This window comes from Hoeflea phototrophica DFL-43 (genome assembly GCF_000154705.2).
In the GTDB taxonomy this organism is placed as follows: Bacteria; Pseudomonadota; Alphaproteobacteria; order Rhizobiales; family Rhizobiaceae; genus Hoeflea; species Hoeflea phototrophica.
The window spans coordinates 1,402,516-1,421,366 of sequence record NZ_CM002917.1; the positions used below are offsets into that span (position 1 = coordinate 1,402,516).

The 18,851-nt window shown below is 60.6% G+C and carries 16 protein-coding genes and 1 pseudogene; 9 read left to right on the top strand and 8 right to left on the bottom strand.

The genetic code is table 11. The features are described 5' to 3' along the window. Positions 1–12: 12 nt before the first annotated feature. From HPDFL43_RS06520 to rnhA, 4 genes are read left to right on the top strand one after another with little or no spacing between them, the layout of a single operon-like run. Positions 13–378 carry a DUF1304 domain-containing protein gene (locus HPDFL43_RS06520; protein ID WP_007196493.1) on the top strand — a complete coding sequence of 122 codons (366 nt, stop codon included), beginning with the start codon at positions 13–15 and terminating at the stop codon, positions 376–378. Between the two features lie 32 nt (positions 379–410). Next, positions 411–1,409: a 4-hydroxy-3-methylbut-2-enyl diphosphate reductase gene (ispH, locus tag HPDFL43_RS06525; RefSeq protein ID WP_007196494.1), complete on the top strand. Its 999-nt coding sequence runs from the start codon at positions 411–413 to the stop codon at positions 1,407–1,409. Between the two features lie 2 nt (positions 1,410–1,411). After that, a complete protein-coding gene (locus HPDFL43_RS06530; protein ID WP_007196495.1) occupies positions 1,412–2,392 on the top strand; it encodes a homoserine kinase in 981 nt (326 codons plus the stop codon). Then, on the top strand, positions 2,389–2,853 hold the full coding sequence (gene rnhA / locus HPDFL43_RS06535; protein WP_007196496.1) for a ribonuclease HI: 465 nt from the start codon (positions 2,389–2,391) through the stop codon (positions 2,851–2,853). The genes HPDFL43_RS06530 and rnhA overlap by 4 nt, the downstream gene beginning before the upstream one ends. Before the next feature lie 21 nt (positions 2,854–2,874). Here rnhA and HPDFL43_RS06540 read toward each other — a convergent pair whose 3' ends face one another. Both HPDFL43_RS06540 and HPDFL43_RS21315 read right to left on the bottom strand, forming a co-directional pair. Beyond that, complete coding sequence (locus HPDFL43_RS06540) at positions 2,875–3,360, bottom strand: peroxiredoxin (protein ID WP_007196497.1); 486 nt, start codon at positions 3,358–3,360, stop codon at positions 2,875–2,877. Between the two features lie 97 nt (positions 3,361–3,457). Then, on the bottom strand, positions 3,458–4,336 hold the full coding sequence (locus tag HPDFL43_RS21315; RefSeq protein WP_007196498.1) for a protein-disulfide reductase DsbD domain-containing protein: 879 nt from the start codon (positions 4,334–4,336) through the stop codon (positions 3,458–3,460). A 245-nt stretch (positions 4,337–4,581) separates the two neighbouring features. Between HPDFL43_RS21315 and HPDFL43_RS06550 the strand changes: the two genes are divergently transcribed. Further along, positions 4,582–5,133, top strand: a complete 552-nt coding sequence (locus HPDFL43_RS06550; protein WP_425348854.1) for a YqgE/AlgH family protein — start codon at positions 4,582–4,584, stop codon at positions 5,131–5,133. A 45-nt stretch (positions 5,134–5,178) separates the two neighbouring features. Here the strand turns inward: HPDFL43_RS06550 and HPDFL43_RS06555 are convergent, their stop codons facing one another. From HPDFL43_RS06555 to thrC, 4 genes are read right to left on the bottom strand one after another with little or no spacing between them, the layout of a single operon-like run. Next, positions 5,179–8,109, bottom strand: coding sequence for an EAL domain-containing protein (locus HPDFL43_RS06555; RefSeq protein ID WP_007196500.1), 2,931 nt, complete (start codon positions 8,107–8,109; stop codon positions 5,179–5,181). Further along, positions 8,106–8,729, bottom strand: a complete 624-nt coding sequence (locus HPDFL43_RS06560; protein ID WP_040449105.1) for a GNAT family N-acetyltransferase — start codon at positions 8,727–8,729, stop codon at positions 8,106–8,108. Before HPDFL43_RS06560 ends, HPDFL43_RS06555 begins: the two co-directional genes overlap by 4 nt. 33 nt (positions 8,730–8,762) lie before the next feature. Then, on the bottom strand, positions 8,763–10,061 hold the full coding sequence (locus HPDFL43_RS06565) for a M16 family metallopeptidase (protein WP_007196502.1): 1,299 nt from the start codon (positions 10,059–10,061) through the stop codon (positions 8,763–8,765). 18 nt (positions 10,062–10,079) lie between these two features. Continuing rightward, positions 10,080–11,483, bottom strand: coding sequence for a threonine synthase (gene thrC, locus HPDFL43_RS06570; RefSeq protein ID WP_007196503.1), 1,404 nt, complete (start codon positions 11,481–11,483; stop codon positions 10,080–10,082). A 170-nt stretch (positions 11,484–11,653) separates the two neighbouring features. Here thrC and HPDFL43_RS06575 point away from each other — a divergent pair, with 170 nt between their 5' ends. Next, positions 11,654–12,205: a hypothetical protein gene (locus tag HPDFL43_RS06575; RefSeq protein ID WP_007196504.1), complete on the top strand. Its 552-nt coding sequence runs from the start codon at positions 11,654–11,656 to the stop codon at positions 12,203–12,205. A 42-nt stretch (positions 12,206–12,247) separates the two neighbouring features. Here HPDFL43_RS06575 and HPDFL43_RS06580 read toward each other — a convergent pair whose 3' ends face one another. Then, on the bottom strand, positions 12,248–12,937 hold the full coding sequence (locus HPDFL43_RS06580) for an HAD family hydrolase (RefSeq protein ID WP_007196505.1): 690 nt from the start codon (positions 12,935–12,937) through the stop codon (positions 12,248–12,250). A gap of 204 nt (positions 12,938–13,141) precedes the next feature. On the opposite strand from HPDFL43_RS06580, the gene HPDFL43_RS06585 reads away from it, so the two are divergent. Beyond that, positions 13,142–14,275, top strand: a complete 1,134-nt coding sequence (locus tag HPDFL43_RS06585) for a site-specific DNA-methyltransferase (RefSeq protein ID WP_007196506.1) — start codon at positions 13,142–13,144, stop codon at positions 14,273–14,275. Between the two features lie 108 nt (positions 14,276–14,383). Here HPDFL43_RS06585 and HPDFL43_RS06590 read toward each other — a convergent pair whose 3' ends face one another. Further along, a complete protein-coding gene (locus tag HPDFL43_RS06590; RefSeq protein WP_007196507.1) occupies positions 14,384–15,007 on the bottom strand; it encodes a TetR/AcrR family transcriptional regulator in 624 nt (207 codons plus the stop codon). Positions 15,008–15,118: 111 nt separating this feature from the next. Between HPDFL43_RS06590 and HPDFL43_RS06595 the strand changes: the two genes are divergently transcribed. Together HPDFL43_RS06595 and HPDFL43_RS06600 are read left to right on the top strand one after the other, a co-directional pair. Beyond that, positions 15,119–16,285 carry an efflux RND transporter periplasmic adaptor subunit gene (locus tag HPDFL43_RS06595; protein ID WP_007196508.1) on the top strand — a complete coding sequence of 389 codons (1,167 nt, stop codon included), beginning with the start codon at positions 15,119–15,121 and terminating at the stop codon, positions 16,283–16,285. Next, positions 16,285–18,825, top strand: a pseudogene (locus HPDFL43_RS06600) (efflux RND transporter permease subunit); the annotation flags it as partial. The gene HPDFL43_RS06595 and the pseudogene HPDFL43_RS06600, both read left to right, overlap by 1 nt. Positions 18,826–18,851 lie beyond the last annotated feature (26 nt).

Here is an 18,851-nt window from a genome sequence, read left to right on the forward strand (position 1 = left end):
AAGGGTATTCAAGTGGCGGTTCTTGCACTGATCCTGGTGGCGCTTGTGGCGCTGGAGCATATCACCATTCTGGTGCTGGAGATGTTTCTCTGGACCTCGCCGCGTGGAATGAGAGCCTTCAACCTGAGCCGCGAACAGGCGGAATCAACCAAGGTCATGGCGGCCAATCAGGGGCTCTACAACGGCTTTCTCGCCGCAGGCCTGATCTGGGCGCTGATCCATCCCGATGCAGCTGTCGCCTTTCAGCTCAAGCTGTTTTTCCTGGCATGTGTCGTCGTTGCCGGCCTCTATGGAGGCGCCACCGCTTCGCGTAAGATCCTTTTCATCCAGGCGTTGCCTGCAGCGCTGGCGATGATCGCCGTGATCGCCGCCCGCTGAGACCCGGACCGTATGAACAAGCAGATGAGACCATGACCAAAACTCCCCTGACCATAAGGCTTTGCGGTCCGCGCGGATTCTGCGCCGGTGTAGACCGCGCGATCCAGATCGTGGTGCTGGCGATCAAGAAATATGGTGCGCCGGTCTATGTCCGCCACGAGATTGTGCACAACCGCTTTGTGGTTGAGGGCCTCGAGACGCTTGGCGCAGTTTTTGTCGAAGAGCTCGACGAAATCCCCGCCGAGCATCAGAGCCAGCCGGTAATCTTCTCCGCCCATGGTGTCCCGAAATCGGTGCCGGCGGATGCCGAACAACGCAATCTGTTCTTCCTCGACGCCACCTGTCCGCTGGTTTCCAAGGTCCACAAACAGGCCATGCGGCACGAACGCCAGGGCCGCCATGTGGTCCTCATCGGCCACAAGGGGCACCCGGAAGTCATCGGCACCATGGGCCAATTGCCACCCGGTGCTGTGACGCTGGTCGAAACTGTCGAAGACGTTGATGCGTTTGAACCCGCTGACCCCGCAGCTCTGGGCTTTGTCACCCAGACCACCCTGTCGGTCGATGACACCGCGGATGTGATTGCCCGGCTGGGCGAGCGGTTTCCACTGATAAACGCGCCGGCTGCAGAATCGATCTGCTACGCCACCACCAACCGCCAGGAAGCGGTCAAACAGGCGGCACCGGGTTGCGATCTGTTCGTCGTGGTTGGCGCGCCCAATTCCTCCAATTCCAAGCGGCTGGTGGAAGTGGCGCTCAAGGCAGGTGCGAAACGCTCGATCCTGCTGCAGCGCGCTCACGAGATCGACTGGGATGCGGTGGGCGATATCGGCCTGCTTGGCGTGTCGGCCGGGGCCTCGGCCCCCGAGGTCGTGGTCAACGAGATCATCGAGGCTTTCAGGGAGCGCTTCGATGCGACCATCGAGCTTGCCGAGACCGTGAAAGAGACCGAGAATTTTCTGGTCAACCGCGAGCTTCGTGATGTCGAATTGACGGCCGCCGATATGGCCTTCGTCAACGGAGTGCGGTGACGATGGCGGTTTACACCGATGTGAGCGAAGATCAGCTCAAGTCCTTCCTGACCGAGTATGATGTTGGAACGCTGCTCTCCTGCAAGGGCATTGCGGAAGGTGTCGAAAACTCGAACTTCCTGCTCAAGACCACCACCGGCTTCTACATTCTCACGCTTTATGAAAAGCGCGTGGCTGCGGCCGATCTGCCATTCTTTCTGGGGTTGATGGATCATCTGTCGCAAAACGGGCTCAGCTGCCCGCTGCCGATCCCGCGCCTTGATGGCGAGAGCCTGGGAGAGCTGGCAGGCCGGCCCGCAGCAATGGTCTCATTCCTGGATGGCGCGTGGCTGCGCAAGCCACAGGCGATCCACTGCCGCGAGGTGGGCCGCGCCATGGCGGAGATGCATGTGGCCGGCGCAGATTTTCAGATACGGCGCGAAAACGCACTGACCGTGGGCAACTGGCGTCCCCTGTGGGATGGCTCGCGCACGCGCGCGGATGAGGTGCAGCCGGGCCTGCGCGCCGAAATCGATCAGGCGCTTTCGGACCTTGAGCTCCACTGGCCGCAGGGCTTGCCCGAGGGAGTCATCCACGCCGATCTGTTTCCTGACAATGTGTTCTTCATCGAGGACAGTCTGTCGGGGCTGATCGATTTCTATTTCGCCTGCAATGATTTTCTCGCCTATGACGTCGCGATCTGCCTCAATGCCTGGTGTTTCGAGCCGGATGGTGCGTTCAACCTGACCAAGGGCATGGCCCTGATCGATGGCTATCAGTCCGTGCGACCACTCTCAGCGGCCGAGGCCGAGGCGCTTCCGGTGCTTTCTCGCGGCGCGGCACTGCGTTTTTTCCTGACCCGCCTGCATGACTGGCTGACGACCCCAGAGGGCGCGCTGGTGGTCAAGAAGGACCCGCTCGAATATCTGCGTAAGCTGCGCTTTCATCGGCAGATTGGCTCCAGCGTCGAGTACGGGCTGCGCCGAAAGGATATGGTTTCATGAAAAAGGTCGAGGTTTTCACCGACGGCGCCTGCTCCGGCAATCCCGGCCCCGGCGGCTGGGGCGCGATTCTGCGCTATGGCGAGATCGAGAAGGAAATGTCGGGCGGCGAAGCTGCGACCACCAACAACCGCATGGAGTTGCTGGCTGCGATCAATGCCCTCAACGCGCTCAAGGGTGCCTGTGAGGTGGAGCTTCACACCGACAGCAAATATGTCATGGACGGCATCTCCAAGTGGATCCATGGCTGGAAGAAGAACGGCTGGAAAACGGCTGCGAAAAAGCCGGTGAAGAATGCCGAGCTCTGGCAAGCTCTCGAAGAGGCGCGCAAACCGCACAAGGTCAACTGGCACTGGGTCAAGGGCCATGCCGGTCATCCCGAAAACGAGCGGGCCGATGAACTGGCCCGCTTTGGCATGGAGCCCTACAAAAACAAAACGGCGCCCCGAAGGAGCGCCGGCTGAGTAAACTGGCCTGAGTGGCTCTCAGAGCTGCTCAAGCAGCGCCGAGGCTCCCGAGGTCACTGCCTGGCCCGGCGCGTCCTCGATGTTGAGAGCGGTCACCTTGCCATCCTCGACAATCATTGAATAGCGCTTGGAGCGCACACCCAGGGTGCCGGCGGAAAGATCCATTTCCATTCCGACAGCCTTGGTGAAGCTGGCGTCCCAGTCCGACAGATAGCGCAGCTTGCCCGCGCCGTTCGTGGCCTTCTCCCATGCTGCCATGACGAAGGCGTCATTGACCGAAATCACCGCGATTTCATCCACGCCCTTGGCGAGAATGGCGTCGCGGTTCTCAAGATAGCCGGGCAGATGGTTGAGATGGCAGGTGGGCGTGAAAGCACCCGGAACCGCAAACACAACGACCTTTTTGCCGCCAAACAGATCACCGCTTTGAACTTCGGTCATCCCGTCCGCGGTGGTTTCCTTGAAAGTTGCCTCTGGCAACTTGTCCCCAATAGCAATCGTCACGTCGGCGCTCCCTGTGCTAGCCGTTGATAGACTCTCAAGATAAGGAATTGCACGGCGGATTTCGAGGGCTGTGAGCGTATTAATCGAACAGAGACGGTCAATTGGCTGCTGCGGTCACCGTGCCCAGGTTTTCATTCATTGCACGCCTGCCGAATGTGACGGTGGCGTCGATTGCATCAAGGTCGATCCGGTCAGTGTCCTTGGGCAGTCGCTCTACCCGAACACTCCAGCGGGCCTCGCCGTCCGAATCCGAAATCAGTTTGGGTGGGGCGAAGGCAAAGCCGGGAGGTCCGGAGACAAACAGGTCAGGTGTCACGCTGGCTGGCCGGAATGCGGGCAGGGCGACTGCAATCTCGATCTGGGTCTGGCCGGGATCTGCGCGTGCATCCGTGAGATGAAAATCCGTGCCTGCCGGCTCCGGAAGACTGGCCACGGCATCACTGACCAGGATTTTGGCACTCTTCGAAGCTATTGCGTCCGGCGGCAGGTCGACCGTCAGCTCGGCCTGAAACGGCACGCAGACCTTTTCGCAAATGCCGATGAAGGCCTGCGCGCGGATTTGGGCCGACCCGCTTGCGGTTCGAGTCAGAGTGAGTGGAAACCGCACTGGCGCGGTATACCCGGCCCAGACCGCATAGCCGTCATCGACCCGAACCGGCGGCGGATAGTCAAACGCCACCAAATCAATCCCGTTGCTCTGGGAAAAGTCGACAATCGGCGGAATTCCGGCGCTACCGGGGTCACGCCAATAGGTCTTCCATCCGGCATCAAGGTCCACATCAAGCACGGCCATGATCTTTCCGTCGGCGCGCGGTTCGGGGTCGACAACCAGGCGCATGCGTCCGCCTTCAGTCTCTGCCCAGGCGCTTTCGGCGGACCACGCGGGTGCAACCGCCAGAGCGGTGACAAGCGCGGCCACGGCAAACGGCCTGAAAGCCTGCGGTGCGATGGTTGGAAGAGCGGAAAGTTTGATCATTGCAGCAACCTACCGGATCAGAGGCTTGCAAATCCAATAAAACTCACTTGAGCCGACCTCATTTTTCCGTGACCGCTCAGTGTTTTCCAGTGAGACGCCAGCCATGGCCGCGCTTCGCTCCGCAATACAGGACTTTTCAAACCCCCAAAACTTGGTAGGCTCTCATCATGTTTGCACTTGAAGATCATTTGTCGCGGCGCAAACGCGGCTGTCTGGACGGGCACTTCCTGCTGGCAATGCCGTCGATGAGCGACGAGCGTTTCGAACGCGCGGTCATTTTCGTGTGCGCGCATTCCGAAGACGGTGCCATGGGGTTCATCCTCAACCAGCCGCAGCCCTTGAGCTTTGAAGAGCTGGTAGAGAACCTGGACCTCGACAGCCAGGAGCGCCGTGACGCCGACAAGAGCCGCAAGATCGGAATGAGCGAATGCGCCCGTAATTTCCCGATCCAGTTCGGCGGCCCCGTCGACCCGGGCCGTGGCTTTGTGCTGCACTCCGATGATTACATGACTGAATCAACCATGCCGGTGAACGATGATCTCTGCCTGACGGCAACGATCGATATTCTGCGTGCGATCAAGGATGGCTGCGGTCCCGTGCGTGGCATGATGCTGCTGGGCTATGCCGGCTGGGGGCCTGGGCAGCTTGAACAGGAGATGGCGGCCAACGCCTGGCTGAGTTGCCCCGCCAGCGATGACATCGTCTTCGATCGGGACCATTCGGCAAAATATGACCGTGTCCTTAGCCACATGGGTGTGAGCCCGGCCATGCTGTCGATGGAAGCCGGTCACGCCTGAACCTGGCGAAGTCTTCAATTCCGAAGCCGAACATTCTGTGCCGGTTCAACTGGATTTGGCAACGGGAAAGCGTTCCTTGAGAAGCTTCTGCACGGAGTCCGCGCCAATCGGCGGTCCAAACAGGAAGCTCTGACCGTAGTCGCAGCCCATCTCCGAGAGTTGGATCGCGTCGTCTTCAGATGCCACGCCCTCGGCCACGACGCTCATGTCGAGATGCTTGGCCAAGTTGACGATCGAGCGGATCAGAATGCCGCCCTTCTCGGTTTGGTCGATAACCAGCGACTTGTCGATCTTGATCGTTTGGAACGGGAAACGGGTGAGATAGGCCAGTGACGAATGGCCTGTTCCAAAATCATCCAGCGTAAGCCCGATGCCTGCCTCTGAAAGACGCGCCAGCGTCATCAGCGCCTGCTGCGGATTGTGCATCACAAGCGACTCAGTGAGTTCGAGCCGGAACTGCGAAGGTTCGCATCGCGAGGCGGAAATCGCCTTGATCACATCATTGCACAGGTCGCTCTTGAGCAACTGGGCGCTCGACAGATTGACTGACATGAACACCGGAACCTCGCCAATCGTCTCCTGCCAGATCGCCAGATCGTCGGCAGCGCGCTTGAGCGCGTACATGCCCAGTTCGAGAATCAGGTCGGATGTTTCGGCCACTGGAATGAACTCGGAGGGCGGAACCGTCCCGCGTTTTGGATCTTCCCAGCGCAACAAGGCCTCGAAACCGGCGATCTCGGCGTCTTTCAATTCGACAATTGGCTGGTAGACGAGCGTCAGCTCCTTGCGCTCAAGCGCCCGCCGCAGATCGCTTTCCAGCCTCTGCCTGTCGGAGCCGACCGTGCGGAAGGCCGGGCGGAACGGTTCGATCCGGTTGCCGCCAAAGCGCTTGGCCTGGTACATGGCGAGCTCAGCATCCTTGATCAGGTCTTCGGGCTGTGCGTCGCTTTCCACCCATGTAACCAGGCCGATCGAGGCCGTGAGCCGGATATCCTGTCCGGCAAAATCAATCGGCGCCGAGATGGCTTTGGAGATCGCCTCGGCCAGCGCGGCAACCTTCACCGCGTCCTGCTCGGAAACCAGCACCAGCCCGAACTGGTCCCCGGAAATCCGGGCCAGCGTATCGAGCGGCTTCAAAAGCCGTTTCAGGCGCCGGGTGAGCGCCAGCAGGATGGTATCGCCAACCGACATCCCCAATTTGTCGTTGACCTGTTTGAAACGGTCGATATCGATCATGAACACGCTGGGCCGCACTTCCGGGCTTTGCGCGGCAATGCTGATCATGGTCTGCAGACGGTCGACGAACAATTGCCGGTTGGGAAGCCCGGTCAGATTGTCATGCACCGCATCATGCAAAAGACGGTCTTCCGATGTCTTTTGCTCGGTCACATCGATGATGGTGCCGACACAACGGATCACCTCGCCATTGGAACCGATCACAGGGCGGGCGCGCAGCGCCATCCAGTGATAATGGCCGTCTTCCGCACGCATCCGGAACTGGTGATTTAGCCGTCCCTTGCGGTGTTCGAGCAGAACATCGAGGGTGGTGCGGAAGCGGTCACGGTCATCTGCATGAACGCGCGGCAGCCAATTGCGGGCCGGCCCGGCGAGGGCTCCGGGGGAAAGACCCAATTGCGGCGACAGATCCGGTGATGTCACCACACGGTCGCGGGTCACGTCCCAGTCCCACACCGTATCCCCGGACCCCGCAAGCGCCATGGCCTGGCGCTCCATGTCGGAAAAGAGGCCCTGATGATAAGCGCCGCCGGCAAAGGCGTGCTGCATCACCGTAAAGCCCATCAAGAGCACGATCAGCACCAGGCCGCCGCCCAGCGCGGGTTGAACGATGTCATTGGCCAGTTGCCCGGTCACGGTCACCCAAGCGCCGAAAAGCCAGCACAGGATCAGCGCCCAGGTCGGTATCAGCATTACCGCGCGGTCATACCGGTTGAAGCCCAGATAGGCGATCAGCGCCACCCCCGCGATTGCGGTTGCGGCAAACGAGATCCGGGCAATGCCCGACGCCACTGGCGGATCATAGATCGCCACGGCAAACAGCGCGCCCAGGCCCAGGATCCAGGCAACAGTCACATAGGACAGGTTGGTGTGCCAGCGGTTGAGATTGAGATAGGTGAACAGGAACACCACAAGCCCGGTGGCCAGCAGCACCTCGGTGCCCGCGCGCCAGATCCGCTCATCACCAGGTGTGATCAGGATCAGTTTCGACAAAAACCCGAAATCCACCGACACATAGGCAAGAACCGCCCAGGCAAGGGCTGCTGTCGCAGGCAGCATCGACGTGCCCTTGACCACGAAGAGGATGGTCAGAAACACCGCTAGAAGTCCTGCGATGCCAAGCACGATGCCGCGATAAAGCGTGTAGGCGTTGACCGTGTCCTTGTACGCCTCCGGCTCCCACAGATAGATCTGCGGCAATTCCGGGGCCGCAAGTTCGGCAACAAAGGTGATGACCGTCCCCGGGTTGAGCGTGATCCGGAACACGTCGTCTTCACTGCTCGGCACCCGGTCGAGGGCAAACCCCTCGCTGGGCGTGATTCCAAGAATGCGTGCCGATCCGAGATCCGGCCACAGCAGACCCGAAGCGACCAGCCGGAAATGCGGCGCCACAATCAGGCGATCGATCTGCTCATCGGTGACATTGGCCAGCGCAAACACTGCCCAATCACCCGAATGCTGGGCTGAGTTCGCGCGCACCTCGATCCGCCGGACGATACCGTCAGCCCCGGCTGCGGTGGAAACCTGGAAGGCTTCGCCGCGCTGATTGTAGATTTCCGTGGTCGCGGTGAGATCAAGTGCGGTGTCGTCGCGGCCGATCTTGACGGGTTCAATCGCCTGCGCCGCTGGTGCGGAAAACAGTGTCAGGCATAACGCCAGAAGGCCAAGCAGGAAGAGACCGCGATCAAACGCTGCCGCCCTGCCGCGACTGAACCGTCTGAAACCATGAAGACCTGTCATTCGCCGGACCTGGAGCTTTGCGTGCGCATGGAGTGCCAATCCTCGGCAACCAGCGCATACAGCAGGTGATCGCGCCAGGCGCCGTTGATTTTTAGATAGCCGTTCAAGTATCCCTCGCGCCGAAACCCGACCGCTTCCAGGAGGCGTTGACTCCTGGAATTGTCCGGAATACAGGCCGCCTCGATCCGGTGCAACCGCATGCTGTCAAACACATGGGGAAGGAGTGCAGTAAGAGCGTCGCGCATCAGGCCCTTGCCGGCGTGCTGTTCTCCCATCCAGTACCCCAATGTGCAACTCTCCGCCGCTCCGCGCCGGATCGCGCCAAGGGTTACCCCGCCCGCCAGCTGTCCGGAGGATTTGAGGCAGACAAACAAGGGCAGGGCCTGTCCGGCGGCGCGGTCTGCGTCGTAGCGCTGGATCCGGTAGCGAAAGGCGGCGCGTGTGAGGTCATCATGCGCCCAGCGGGGCTCCCAGGGCTCCAGAAAGTTGCGGCTTGCGTCGCGCAGGCGGCTCCATTCCAGATAGTCGCCCATCACGGGATAGCGAAGACATGTCCGCTCCCCGTCGAGGCGGAATGATACCTGGCTCCGGCTGCGGAAGCGAAAAACCGACGACGCCATAGCCCGATTTCCCTGATGAGTTCTCGGCTTGGCTTATTCAGCCGCAGCCGTTCTTGAGCCATTCTGAACGAGTAAATCCGTCATATCTTTGACCGGCATGAGATTGCTGACCGGTCCGATGGCCGAAACCGTGACCGGGGTGTTGAAAAACAGCCGCTCCGCCAGATCCGAAAGCCGTTCAGGTGTGATGTTCTCAAGCCGCTCCATCAGTTCGGAGTTGCTCACCGGGCGCCCGAACAGCAGCATCTGCCGCGCAATCTGGCTTGCCCGTGCCGCAGGGCTTTCCTGCGACATCAGCAGGCCAGAGCGGACCTGGGCGCGCGAGCGGTTGATCTCCTGCTCGTCAACGCCCTCAGCAGCCTTGGCCAGCTCTGACAGGATCACCGGGATCAGCTCCGGCAGATCGTCTCCGCCGGTTGCCGCGTGAATGCCGAAAATGCCCGAGTCCGAGAAGCCCCAGTGAAACGCATAGACCGAGTAGCACAGCCCGCGTTTCTCGCGCACCTCCTGAAACAGCCGCGATGACATGCCGCCGCCCAGAATGTTGGCGAGCAGCTGCGAGCAATAGAAGTCGCGGACCTGATAGGCGCGGCCCTCAAAACCGATTAGCACCTGCGCGTCCATCAGGTCGCGGTCCTCACGGTAGTCTCCGCCAGTGTAGCTTGCGGTTGGAATGGCGCGCAGTTGTGTGCCCGTCGGCTGGATCGACTGGCCAAAGCGTTCACCGACCAGCTTGACGAAAGCGTCATGATCAACCGCGCCTGCTGCGACGACAACAATGCGGTCGCCGGTGTAATGGCGCGAAAGATATCTGCGGATCTGGTCCGGCGTAAACGACTTGACGGTGTCCGGGGTGCCAAGGATGGGCCGTCCGATGGTCTGCTCGCGGAAGGCGGCTTCGGTGAAGCGGTCATAGACCACATCATCGGGCGTATCGTTGGCAGCACCGATTTCCTGCAGGATCACGTGCTTCTCGCGCTGCAATTCCGCTTCGTCAAACACCGAATCCGTCAGGATGTCGTGCAGGATATCGATTGCCAGCGGCACATGATCCCGGAGCACGCGGGCGTAATAGGCCGTGGTTTCCGTCGATGTGGCCGCGTTGAGCTCGCCGCCCACATTTTCGATTTCCTCGGCAATCTGACGCGCGCTGCGCTTGCGGGTGCCCTTGAACGCCATGTGCTCAAGCAGATGCGCAATTCCGTGCTCGTTGGCGGTCTCGTCGCGCGAACCGGATTTGACCCAGACACCGAGAGCAACGCTCTCCAGATGATCCATGGTTTCGGTAACGACTGTCACGCCGTTGGCGAGACTGGTGGTCTTGACTTTCATACTGTCACTTTCCGCGGTTCATGGAGCTGCCCGCGTATGTGTCAGGATGTGGGATTCCACCTTTTCCTGCTCATTGGGCAACACGCTGAACCGTTCCTCCCGTTGCATAAGATCAGAGAGCCATGCCGGGAGCGCCGGGTCAATACCGCAGGCCTGTTTTACGGCAGCCGGGAACTTGGCCGGATGCGCCGTTGCCAGCGTCACCATCGGCGCTGACGGCTTCATCATCTTGTTGGCGACAAACACGCCTACCGCCGTGTGAGGGTCGAGCACATAGCCGGTTTCAGCCTGCACGTCATGGATCGTTGCCTTGACCTGGCGCTCGCTGGCGCGGCCGGCGCGAAACTCCTTGCGAATTGCCTTGAGCGCAGGTGCCGCGATGTCGAAGGCACCTGATTGCTTGAGCCCGGCCATCGCCTGGCGCACTGAACCGGCGTCGCGGTCATTGGCGTCAAACAGCAGCCGCTCGAAATTTGAAGAGATCTGGATGTCCATTGATGGCGATGTGGTCGCTGTGACACCGCGCATCTCGTAGCGTCCGGTGCGCATGGTCCGCGCCAGAATGTCATTCTCGTTTGTCGCCACCACCAGCTTGTCGATGGGAAGTCCCATGCGCTTGGCGCAGTATCCGGCGAAAACATCGCCGAAATTGCCCGTCGGCACCGTAAACGAGACCTTCCGGTCCGGTGCGCCGAGCGATATTGCAGCGGTGAAATAATAGACGATCTGGGCCATGATCCGCGCCCAGTTGATCGAATTGACGCCGGAAAGCCGCACATTTTCGCGAAACGAGGTGTGGTTGAACATGGCTTTGACCATGTCCTGGCAATCATCGAAATTGCCCTTGATCGCCAGCGCATGCACGTTTGACGCAGTCGATGTGGTCATCTGGCGCTGCTGCACCGGCGACACGCGGCCTTCGGGAAACAGGATGAAGATGTCTGTGCGGTCACGCCCGGCAAAGGCGTCGATCGCGGCTCCGCCGGTATCGCCCGAGGTGGCGCCAACGATCGTCGCACGCTCGTTGCGCTCGGCCAGCACGTGATCCATCAGCCTGGCGATCAGCTGCATTGCCACATCCTTGAACGCCAGGGTCGGTCCATGAAACAGCTCGAGCACAAAGGCGTTCGGGCCGCTTTGCACCAATGGTGTGATCGCGGGGTGACGAAATGTTGCGTAGGCCTCGTTGATCATCTGGCGCAGAGCCTCGGCGCCGATTTGGCCTTTAGCAAAGGGAAGGATCACCCGGAAGGCGATTTCCTGATAGCTTTGCCCGCGCATGGCACGGATCTCCTTGCGGGAGAATTGCGGCCATTGCCGCGGCACATAAAGCCCGCCATCGCGCGCCAGCCCTGCCAGAAGAGCATCGCTGAAGCCTAATGCGGGCGCTTCGCCCCGTGTCGAAATATAGTCCACAGACATGGTCTCCGGTGGTGGACGCGGATCGCGCAAGGTGAGATAACGCCGGTCGATTTTTCGCCGCGCGGCTGATATAGACCAAGGGCGGTCGTCATGCAAAGGCCATATACGGGTTGCAGTCTTTGCCCGACGCTCTGAATGCAGATGAAGGTAGGTTTACAGTGTCATACAGTATGTTGCGTTCCATTCCGGTTTTGCTCGGAGCAGTTCTGATCGCGGGTTGCACCGGCGCCAACCCCGGCGCCATTCTCAATCCGGGCGGATCAGATGGCCAGCCGGCAATCGATGCGGCCACCAATGCCGCCGTGGTTCAGGGGACCTGCCCCAAGGTGGAGCTTCGTGAAGGGACCGCCATTTATCGCAGTTACGTCAAGGGTGGCGATGGCGATCCGACCAAGGTTATTCACCAGGGATCGATTGCGGATACGACCAGACAGTGCCGGATCAATGGCGATCAGATGGTCGCGACCGTCGTGGCGTCCGGCCGCCTTGTTGCTGGCCCCGCCGGCAAATCCGGCCAGATTGATGTTCCGATCCGCGTTGCAGTGCTGGATGGCGAGAATCTGATCTACTCGGAATTGATCAAGCATCCCGTCATACTGCCAGAAGGTCAGCCGACGACGCAGTTCGTATTCACCAATTCAGCCGTGACGTTCCCGGCAAGCTCCGCGGGAACAGCCAAGATCCTGGTTGGATTTGATCCCGGACCCTACGACACGCCTTGATGTCCAGCGGTGGCTTGAAGCTTGGGCTTTGGTCGCCGGAGTTCAGCCGAGTTCCGACCAGGCCGCCAGCGCTTCCACGGTTGCCGGAAGATCGGCCATGCGGGCAATCACGGTTTCCGCGCCCGCTTCGGTCAGCTTGTCGGCATGGCCGGGATAGCTGTGGGAACCGCCGGTAAAACCAACCACACGCATGCCAGCCGCCCGCGCGGCCTCCACGCCATGGACCGAATCCTCGATCACCAGCACATTTGCCGGATTAACATCGAATTCGCTGGCGCCATGTAGAAATACGTCCGGGGCAGGCTTCGTGCGGCCTTCGCCGACCTCCTTGGCCGAATAGACACGCTCCCCGAACAACCGGTCGAGACCTGTTCGCTTGAGCATGGCGGCGAGCCGGTGTGCGGAGGAGTTCGAACAGATGCAGCGCGGCTGCGGCAGCCGGCTGATCGCCACTGCGGCACCGTCAATGGCGCGCACCTCTGCTGCCAGCTTCTTGTCCAGCAGCGCTTCTGACGCATCGATCAGCGAGGCCGACAGCGGAGTGTTCGATTCCCGCTCGACCTCGAACAAGATGTCTTTCCAGGTCAGACCCGCAAAGCGCTCGGCCAGTTCTTCCGGGCTGATCGAATATCCGGCCTCGCTCAAAAGCGCGGATTCCACCTCCGCCGCGATAACCTCGCTGTCGACCAGCACGCCGTCGCAATCAAAGATGATGAGGTCGAAACCGGACATGGAAGTCTTCCTGTAGTGGGAAATTTGCGGAGGGGTGATTTTCGCCACCGGGCCTACAGCAAGCGTTGGCGACAGGCAAGCGCGGGTACGCTTCTTGCTGTAATCAGGGAAATCTGAAATCCATCTCAGGGTCATTCACCAGATGTTTACCCTGTTCGGTAACCATGATGCTCAGTTGTTGCGTTCGAGTAAGGTGAGTATCAAATGGCCCGTTCAGTTTCGTTTGCCAAAGTTCCGACCGTCAAAGCCGCGCCCCAATCCTGGCTCGACACCATCATCAAGGGCGATTGCGTTGCAGCCCTTGAAGCGCTTCCCGAAAACTCCGTTGATGTGATTTTTGCCGACCCGCCCTACAACCTTCAGCTTGGCGGCGATCTGGCAAGGCCGGATCAGTCTGTGGTCGATGCGGTCAATGATCACTGGGATCAGTTCGAAAGCTTCGCCGCCTATGACGCCTTCACCCGCGCCTGGCTTATGGCCTGCCGCCGCGTGCTCAAGCCCAACGGCACCATCTGGGTGATCGGCTCCTACCACAACATCTTCCGCGTTGGTTCGCAGCTCCAGGACATCGGCTTCTGGCTGCTCAACGACATCGTCTGGCGCAAGACCAATCCGATGCCGAATTTCCGCGGCCGCCGGTTCCAGAATGCCCATGAGACGATGATCTGGGCCTCGCGCGATCAGAACGCCAAGAGCTACACCTTCAACTATGAAGCCATGAAAGCCTCCAATGACGATGTGCAGATGCGCTCGGACTGGCTGTTCCCGATCTGCACCGGCGCCGAGCGCTTGAAAGGCGATGACGGCAAGAAGGTGCATCCGACCCAAAAGCCCGAGGCGCTGCTGGCGCGGGTGCTGATGGCCTCATCCAAGCCCGGTGACGTGGTGCTGGACCCGTTCTTCGGTTCGGGCACCACCGGTGCAGTCGCGCGCCGTCTGGGCCGCCATTTCGTAGGCATCGAACGCGAGCAGGATTACATCGATGCAGCACGCGCCCGAATTGATGCTGTTGAACCGCTCGGCAAGAACGAACTCACGGTGATGACCGGCAAACGCGCAGAGCCGCGCGTCGCCTTCAACGTGCTGATCGAGGCTGGTCACGTCAAACCCGGCGATGTGCTTCATGACGCCAAGCGAAAGCACCAGGCGATCGTGCGCGCCGATGGGACGCTTGTTGCCAACGGCCAGGCCGGATCGATCCACAAGGTCGGCGCCCATGTGCAGGGCTTTGACGCCTGCAACGGCTGGACCTTTTGGCATCTGGAAACATCCGACGGTCTCACTGTGATCGACGAATTCCGTTCTGTGATCCGCAAGGAAATGGCACGCGCCGGGTAGACCTGCAAAACAGATCCGGCGGGCGTCATGTACCTTCAGTCACCGCCGCGATAAAGCGCCCGGAATGTCGAAAGACGTTCCGGGCGTTTGTGTCAAAAGCTGCCGGTTTCATTCCACTGGCTGATCAAGAACACCTCTGGCCACTGCGGCAAGCATCTGGTTTTCATCGACGGGGATCTGATGCACCGACGCCTTGTCGTCTATGATCAGAAATGAGTGTCCGTGAACGAAGCACCATAGAAGATAGGCTCGCCGCGCAGCCTCGGGGTGATTCGGTGTTATTCCGAGATAGTCCGCCACGGCGTTGACGACGATCGCCAGTGTGTCACGCCCGGCTTTCATCAATTCCTCGTCGTCCTTGTGGTCTTCGGTCATGCCGTAGACCAGCCGGAAAACCCCGGGCTCCTCGCGGGCAAAGTCGATGTACGCCCTTCCCAATGCCTCGATTCGCGCGATCGAACCTCGGGGGATGTCCTTGATCGCCGACTGCATCCGGCTCGATTTTCGGTTCATGGCTTCAAAACAAACCGCTTTCATGATCGCCGGTTTGTCCTTGAAATGCTTGTACGGGGCACCGCTGCTGACGCCCGCCAGACGGCTGGCTTCCGAAATTGAAAAGTCGGAATTCCCTTTGATTTCAATCAAATGGCGAACAGCTTCAAGCAGCTGCGCGCGCAAATCGCCATGATGATATCCGGTTTTTATCCCGATCCTGGGGTCTGCGGTCGCCAATATTCTGAATTCCTAATGATCCGTTGGTTGACAAAGTGAGTATTACTCACACATGTTAGGAATACTTACATACGGCCTTACTGCACCGCACGCAACAGCCAGGACGATTCCATGCAAAATGCCACGACTGGAACTGACAAGCCAAGAACCGTCGCGCGCCGCGTGCTGTCCGCCGTCGTGACGCTCGGCTTTATCGGACTTGCCGGCGGCTTGGTATCGCTTGGGGTGAGCGTGATTGCAGACCGGGCCAGCGCGGTTGCAGAGGTTGATTCCGCGCCGCTGGTGACTGTCCGGATCCAGCCGTTGAACTATGTCGATTCCTACCAGATCGAACGCCACTTCGTCGGTCAGATCGAACCCCAGCAGCAAACGGACATCGCGTTCGAGCAGGGCGGGGCAGTGCTTCAGGTCTTGGTTGATGATGGCGACCTGATTGCTGCCGGGGATCGTATTGCCGTTCTCGACACTCAGTTGCTGGAGGCCGAAACCGCACGCCTGCAGGCCTCGCGCGCCGCACTTGAGGCTCAGGCCGAGCTCTCGCGGCGCACGACAAGTCGGCAGACAGAGTTGCAGGAGCAGGGCTTTTCAAGCGTTCAGTCTCTTGATCAGGCTTCCTTCACTTTGGCCGAAGTCTCCGCCCGCATCGCCGAAGTCGATGCTGCGCTGGCCACGAACCGGATCCAGATTGAAAAGGCTGAAATCAGCTCACCCTTTGCCGGCCGCGTTGTCGCCCGCCATATCGATGAGGGCACCACTGTTGCCGGTGGTCAGCCTGTCATTTCCCTGCTTGAGCATGCCGGCCCGGAATTCCGGGCGGGCATCGACCCTTCGCTGGCGCCGCTGTTGGCCGATGCGAACGGTCTGACGGTTGAAATAGAGGGGCGCGCGGTAGAGGCGCAGCTGATTTCGCTTGCGCCCAACATTGATCCTGTAACCCGGACACGAATTGCCCGCTTCGCTCTCGAAGATGATGAGGCGACGGTGTTCGGACAGACAGGAAGCCTGGTCGTCAATCAGACAATTCCCGAGCGCGGGGCATGGCTGCCCGTGCCAGCCTTGCAGGAAGGCATGCGCGGCTTGTGGCAAGTCATGACTGTTGAGGGTGAACCGGACAGCGGCAATCTGGTGATCAGCCCGCAAGCGGTCGAAATCGTTTATGCCGGTCAGGATCGCGCCTTTGTGAGGGGCACCTTCGAGGACGGCGCGCGGCTTGTTCTCGATGGGCCGCACCGGGTCGTGCCTGGCCAGCGGGTCGAGATCATCGAGGCAGGCAACTGATGGAAACGCTGACCTTCCGGCAGCCGCGGCTGGTTGCACTGATCCTTTTTGTCCTGATCGCCGCAGGTGCGTCGTCACTGCTCGCCATCGGCCGTCAGGAAGATCCGACCATCACCAATCTGTTCGCAACCGTCACGGCTGCCTTTCCCGGCGCTGAGCCGGGGCGTGTTGAAACCCTGGTGACCACGAAAATTGAAGACCATTTGCGTGAAATTCCGGAGATCGAGAACATCGAGTCGGTCTCCTCAACCGGCATCGCGATTGTTCAGGTCGAACTGTCTGAAACGCTCGCCGATGACCGTATCGAGCAGGTCTGGTCGGAAATCCGCGATGTCCTTGATGACGCGCGCAAGGAGTTTCCCGCTGGCGCTCGTGATCCGGAATTCTCCAATGACAATATTGGTGGCTATTCCGCGATTGCAGCCCTTTCCGCCAGGCACAGCGATGTTCCGATGACCATTGTGTCGCGCTACGCCGACGAACTGGCCGACACGCTTCGCAGTGTGAGCGGCACAAAGAAAGTCGAGATTTTCGGTGCGCCGGAGGAAGAGATTCTGGTTGCCGTTGATCCGGGGCGCTCTGCAGCGCTTGGCCTGACCCCGGACATGATCTCGGCGGCCATTGCCGCCTCCGACAGCAAGGGACAGGCTGGCCGCGTGCGTGGAGCAAGCGGTGACTTCGTCATCGAGGTGGATGGCGAAATCTCGGCCATTGACCGGCTGCGCGATGTCATCGTCCGTCAGGATGCCGATGGCCGGATCGCCAGGCTGGGCGATATTGCCCATGTCAGCCGCAGTCAGAAAACACCGGTTGCCGAGATGGCCAGGCAGAATGGCAACCGGGCGATCCTTGTCGGAGCCAAGCTCGAAGACGGATTGCAGATCGATGTCTGGAGCGCCGATATCCGCGCGGCAATTGATGGCTTTCAGCCAAAGGTGCCCGGTGGATTGTCATTGCAACTGGTGTTTGATCAGAGCGGCTACACGTCGGACCGTTTGGCGGAAGTGGGCTTGAATATGGCCATCGGCGTCGGCCTGGTGGTGGCGGTCCTGCTGCTGACGCTGGGTGTCCGTGCGGCGTTTATAGTTGCCTTGATCCTGCCGGTGGTCACGCTCGCCACGATCGCGACCATGAACTACATCGGGCTCGCCATCCATCAGATGTCGGTGACCGGCCTGATCGTTGCCCTTGGCCTGCTGGTCGACGCCGGCATTGTCATGACCGATGAGGTTGGCCAACGCATCCGTCGTGGTGAGGCACGGATTAAAGCAGTGCGGCAGTCGGTGCGCCGGCTTGTTGCCCCCTTGTTCGCCTCCACCGTGACCACCGCTTTGTCATTCACGCCGATGATCCTGCTGCCCGGACCCGCCGGCGATTTTGTCGGGTCGATTGCAATCGCCGTAGTGGTCATGCTGGGCTGGTCGTTCATTATTGCCATCACCGTCACGCCCGCGATTGCCGGATGGCTGATGCCGGACGAGACCAGGGCGACGGCGCTGCAGTCCGGCATTCCTGGCGGCTTCCTGGCACGCGGCTTCGCGGCAAGCCTGCGCTGGGCAGTCGCCAATCCGCTGCGCTCCGTTGCGCTGTCCCTGGTGCTTCCCTTGGTGGGGTTCCTGTCAATGCCGACATTGCAGGCCCAGTTCTTCCCTGGCGTCGACCGTGACCAGTTCTACATCGAGTTTGACGCGATGCCGGGGACATCGATCTCAAAGGCAAATCAGATCGTGGACCGCATAGATGCCGAACTCGCGGCTGAACCGGAGCTCCGGTCTGTGACCTGGATCGTCGGCCGCTCGGGGCCGTCCTTCTATTACAACATCGTTGGCGGACGCGAGGACGCGCCGCAATACGCCCAGGCCCTGATAACAACCAGCTCGCCCGCCGCGACCGAGGAAATCGTTCCGCGCCTGCAACGCACCTTAGCGCCGAAAGTTCCCGAAGTGCAGCTTCTGGTTCGCGGGCTTGTGCAAGGCCCGCCGGTCAATGCGCCCGTGGAATTACGGCTGGTTGGCCCGGACCTGAATGTCTTGCGCGATCTCGGCGATCAGGCAAGAACGATCCTTTCGCGCATCGACGTTATCACGCTGTCGCGCGGGACGGTCGGGTCGGGTGCTCCGAAGGTGTCGGTGAATGTCGACGAGGCAAAGGCGCGGCTGCTCGGTCTGGATCTGGCGGGCGTCTCGCGGCAGCTGGAGGCGAGCCTTGAGGGTGTCATCGGCGGCTCGCTGGTCGAAGGCTCCGAGGAACTCGATATCAGGGTGCGCGTCGGCAGCGCCGTGAGAAGCGACCTTGGTGCGGTGTCCGACATCCCGATCCTGCCTGCCGGCGCCGCAGCGATTGCCGCGCGTGGCGATCATCCCGGTGTGCCGCTGTCCGCAATCGCAAGGATCAGCTTGCAGCCCAGCGACAGTTCCATCAGCCGCCGCAATTCCGAGCGGGTCAACACGGTGCAGGCCTTCCTGCTGCGCGACGTCCTGCCGGAAGAAGCGCTCAAGGCTGCCCAGGCCGAATTGCAGGCCGCAGAGTTCGAGCTGCCTGCCGGGTACCGATTGGAGCTTGGCGG

Excerpts from the sequence above, each read along its gene's own strand:
- rnhA (WP_007196496.1), top strand. The coding sequence starts at position 2,389 with ATGAAAAAGGTCGAGGTTTTCACCGACGGCGCCTGCTCCGGCAATCCC.
- HPDFL43_RS06550 (WP_425348854.1), top strand. The coding sequence starts at position 4,582 with ATGAGCGACGAGCGTTTCGAACGCGCGGTCATTTTCGTGTGCGCGCAT.
- HPDFL43_RS06565 (WP_007196502.1), bottom strand. The coding sequence starts at position 10,061 with ATGAAAGTCAAGACCACCAGTCTCGCCAACGGCGTGACAGTCGTTACC.
- ispH (WP_007196494.1), top strand. The coding sequence starts at position 411 with ATGACCAAAACTCCCCTGACCATAAGGCTTTGCGGTCCGCGCGGATTC.
- HPDFL43_RS06530 (WP_007196495.1), top strand. The coding sequence starts at position 1,412 with ATGGCGGTTTACACCGATGTGAGCGAAGATCAGCTCAAGTCCTTCCTG.
- HPDFL43_RS06575 (WP_007196504.1), top strand. The coding sequence starts at position 11,654 with ATGTTGCGTTCCATTCCGGTTTTGCTCGGAGCAGTTCTGATCGCGGGT.
- thrC (WP_007196503.1), bottom strand. The coding sequence starts at position 11,483 with ATGTCTGTGGACTATATTTCGACACGGGGCGAAGCGCCCGCATTAGGC.
- HPDFL43_RS06595 (WP_007196508.1), top strand. The coding sequence starts at position 15,119 with ATGCAAAATGCCACGACTGGAACTGACAAGCCAAGAACCGTCGCGCGC.
- HPDFL43_RS06585 (WP_007196506.1), top strand. The coding sequence starts at position 13,142 with ATGGCCCGTTCAGTTTCGTTTGCCAAAGTTCCGACCGTCAAAGCCGCG.
- HPDFL43_RS21315 (WP_007196498.1), bottom strand. The coding sequence starts at position 4,336 with ATGATCAAACTTTCCGCTCTTCCAACCATCGCACCGCAGGCTTTCAGG.
- HPDFL43_RS06560 (WP_040449105.1), bottom strand. The coding sequence starts at position 8,729 with ATGGCGTCGTCGGTTTTTCGCTTCCGCAGCCGGAGCCAGGTATCATTC.
- HPDFL43_RS06580 (WP_007196505.1), bottom strand. The coding sequence starts at position 12,937 with ATGTCCGGTTTCGACCTCATCATCTTTGATTGCGACGGCGTGCTGGTC.
- HPDFL43_RS06555 (WP_007196500.1), bottom strand. The coding sequence starts at position 8,109 with ATGACAGGTCTTCATGGTTTCAGACGGTTCAGTCGCGGCAGGGCGGCA.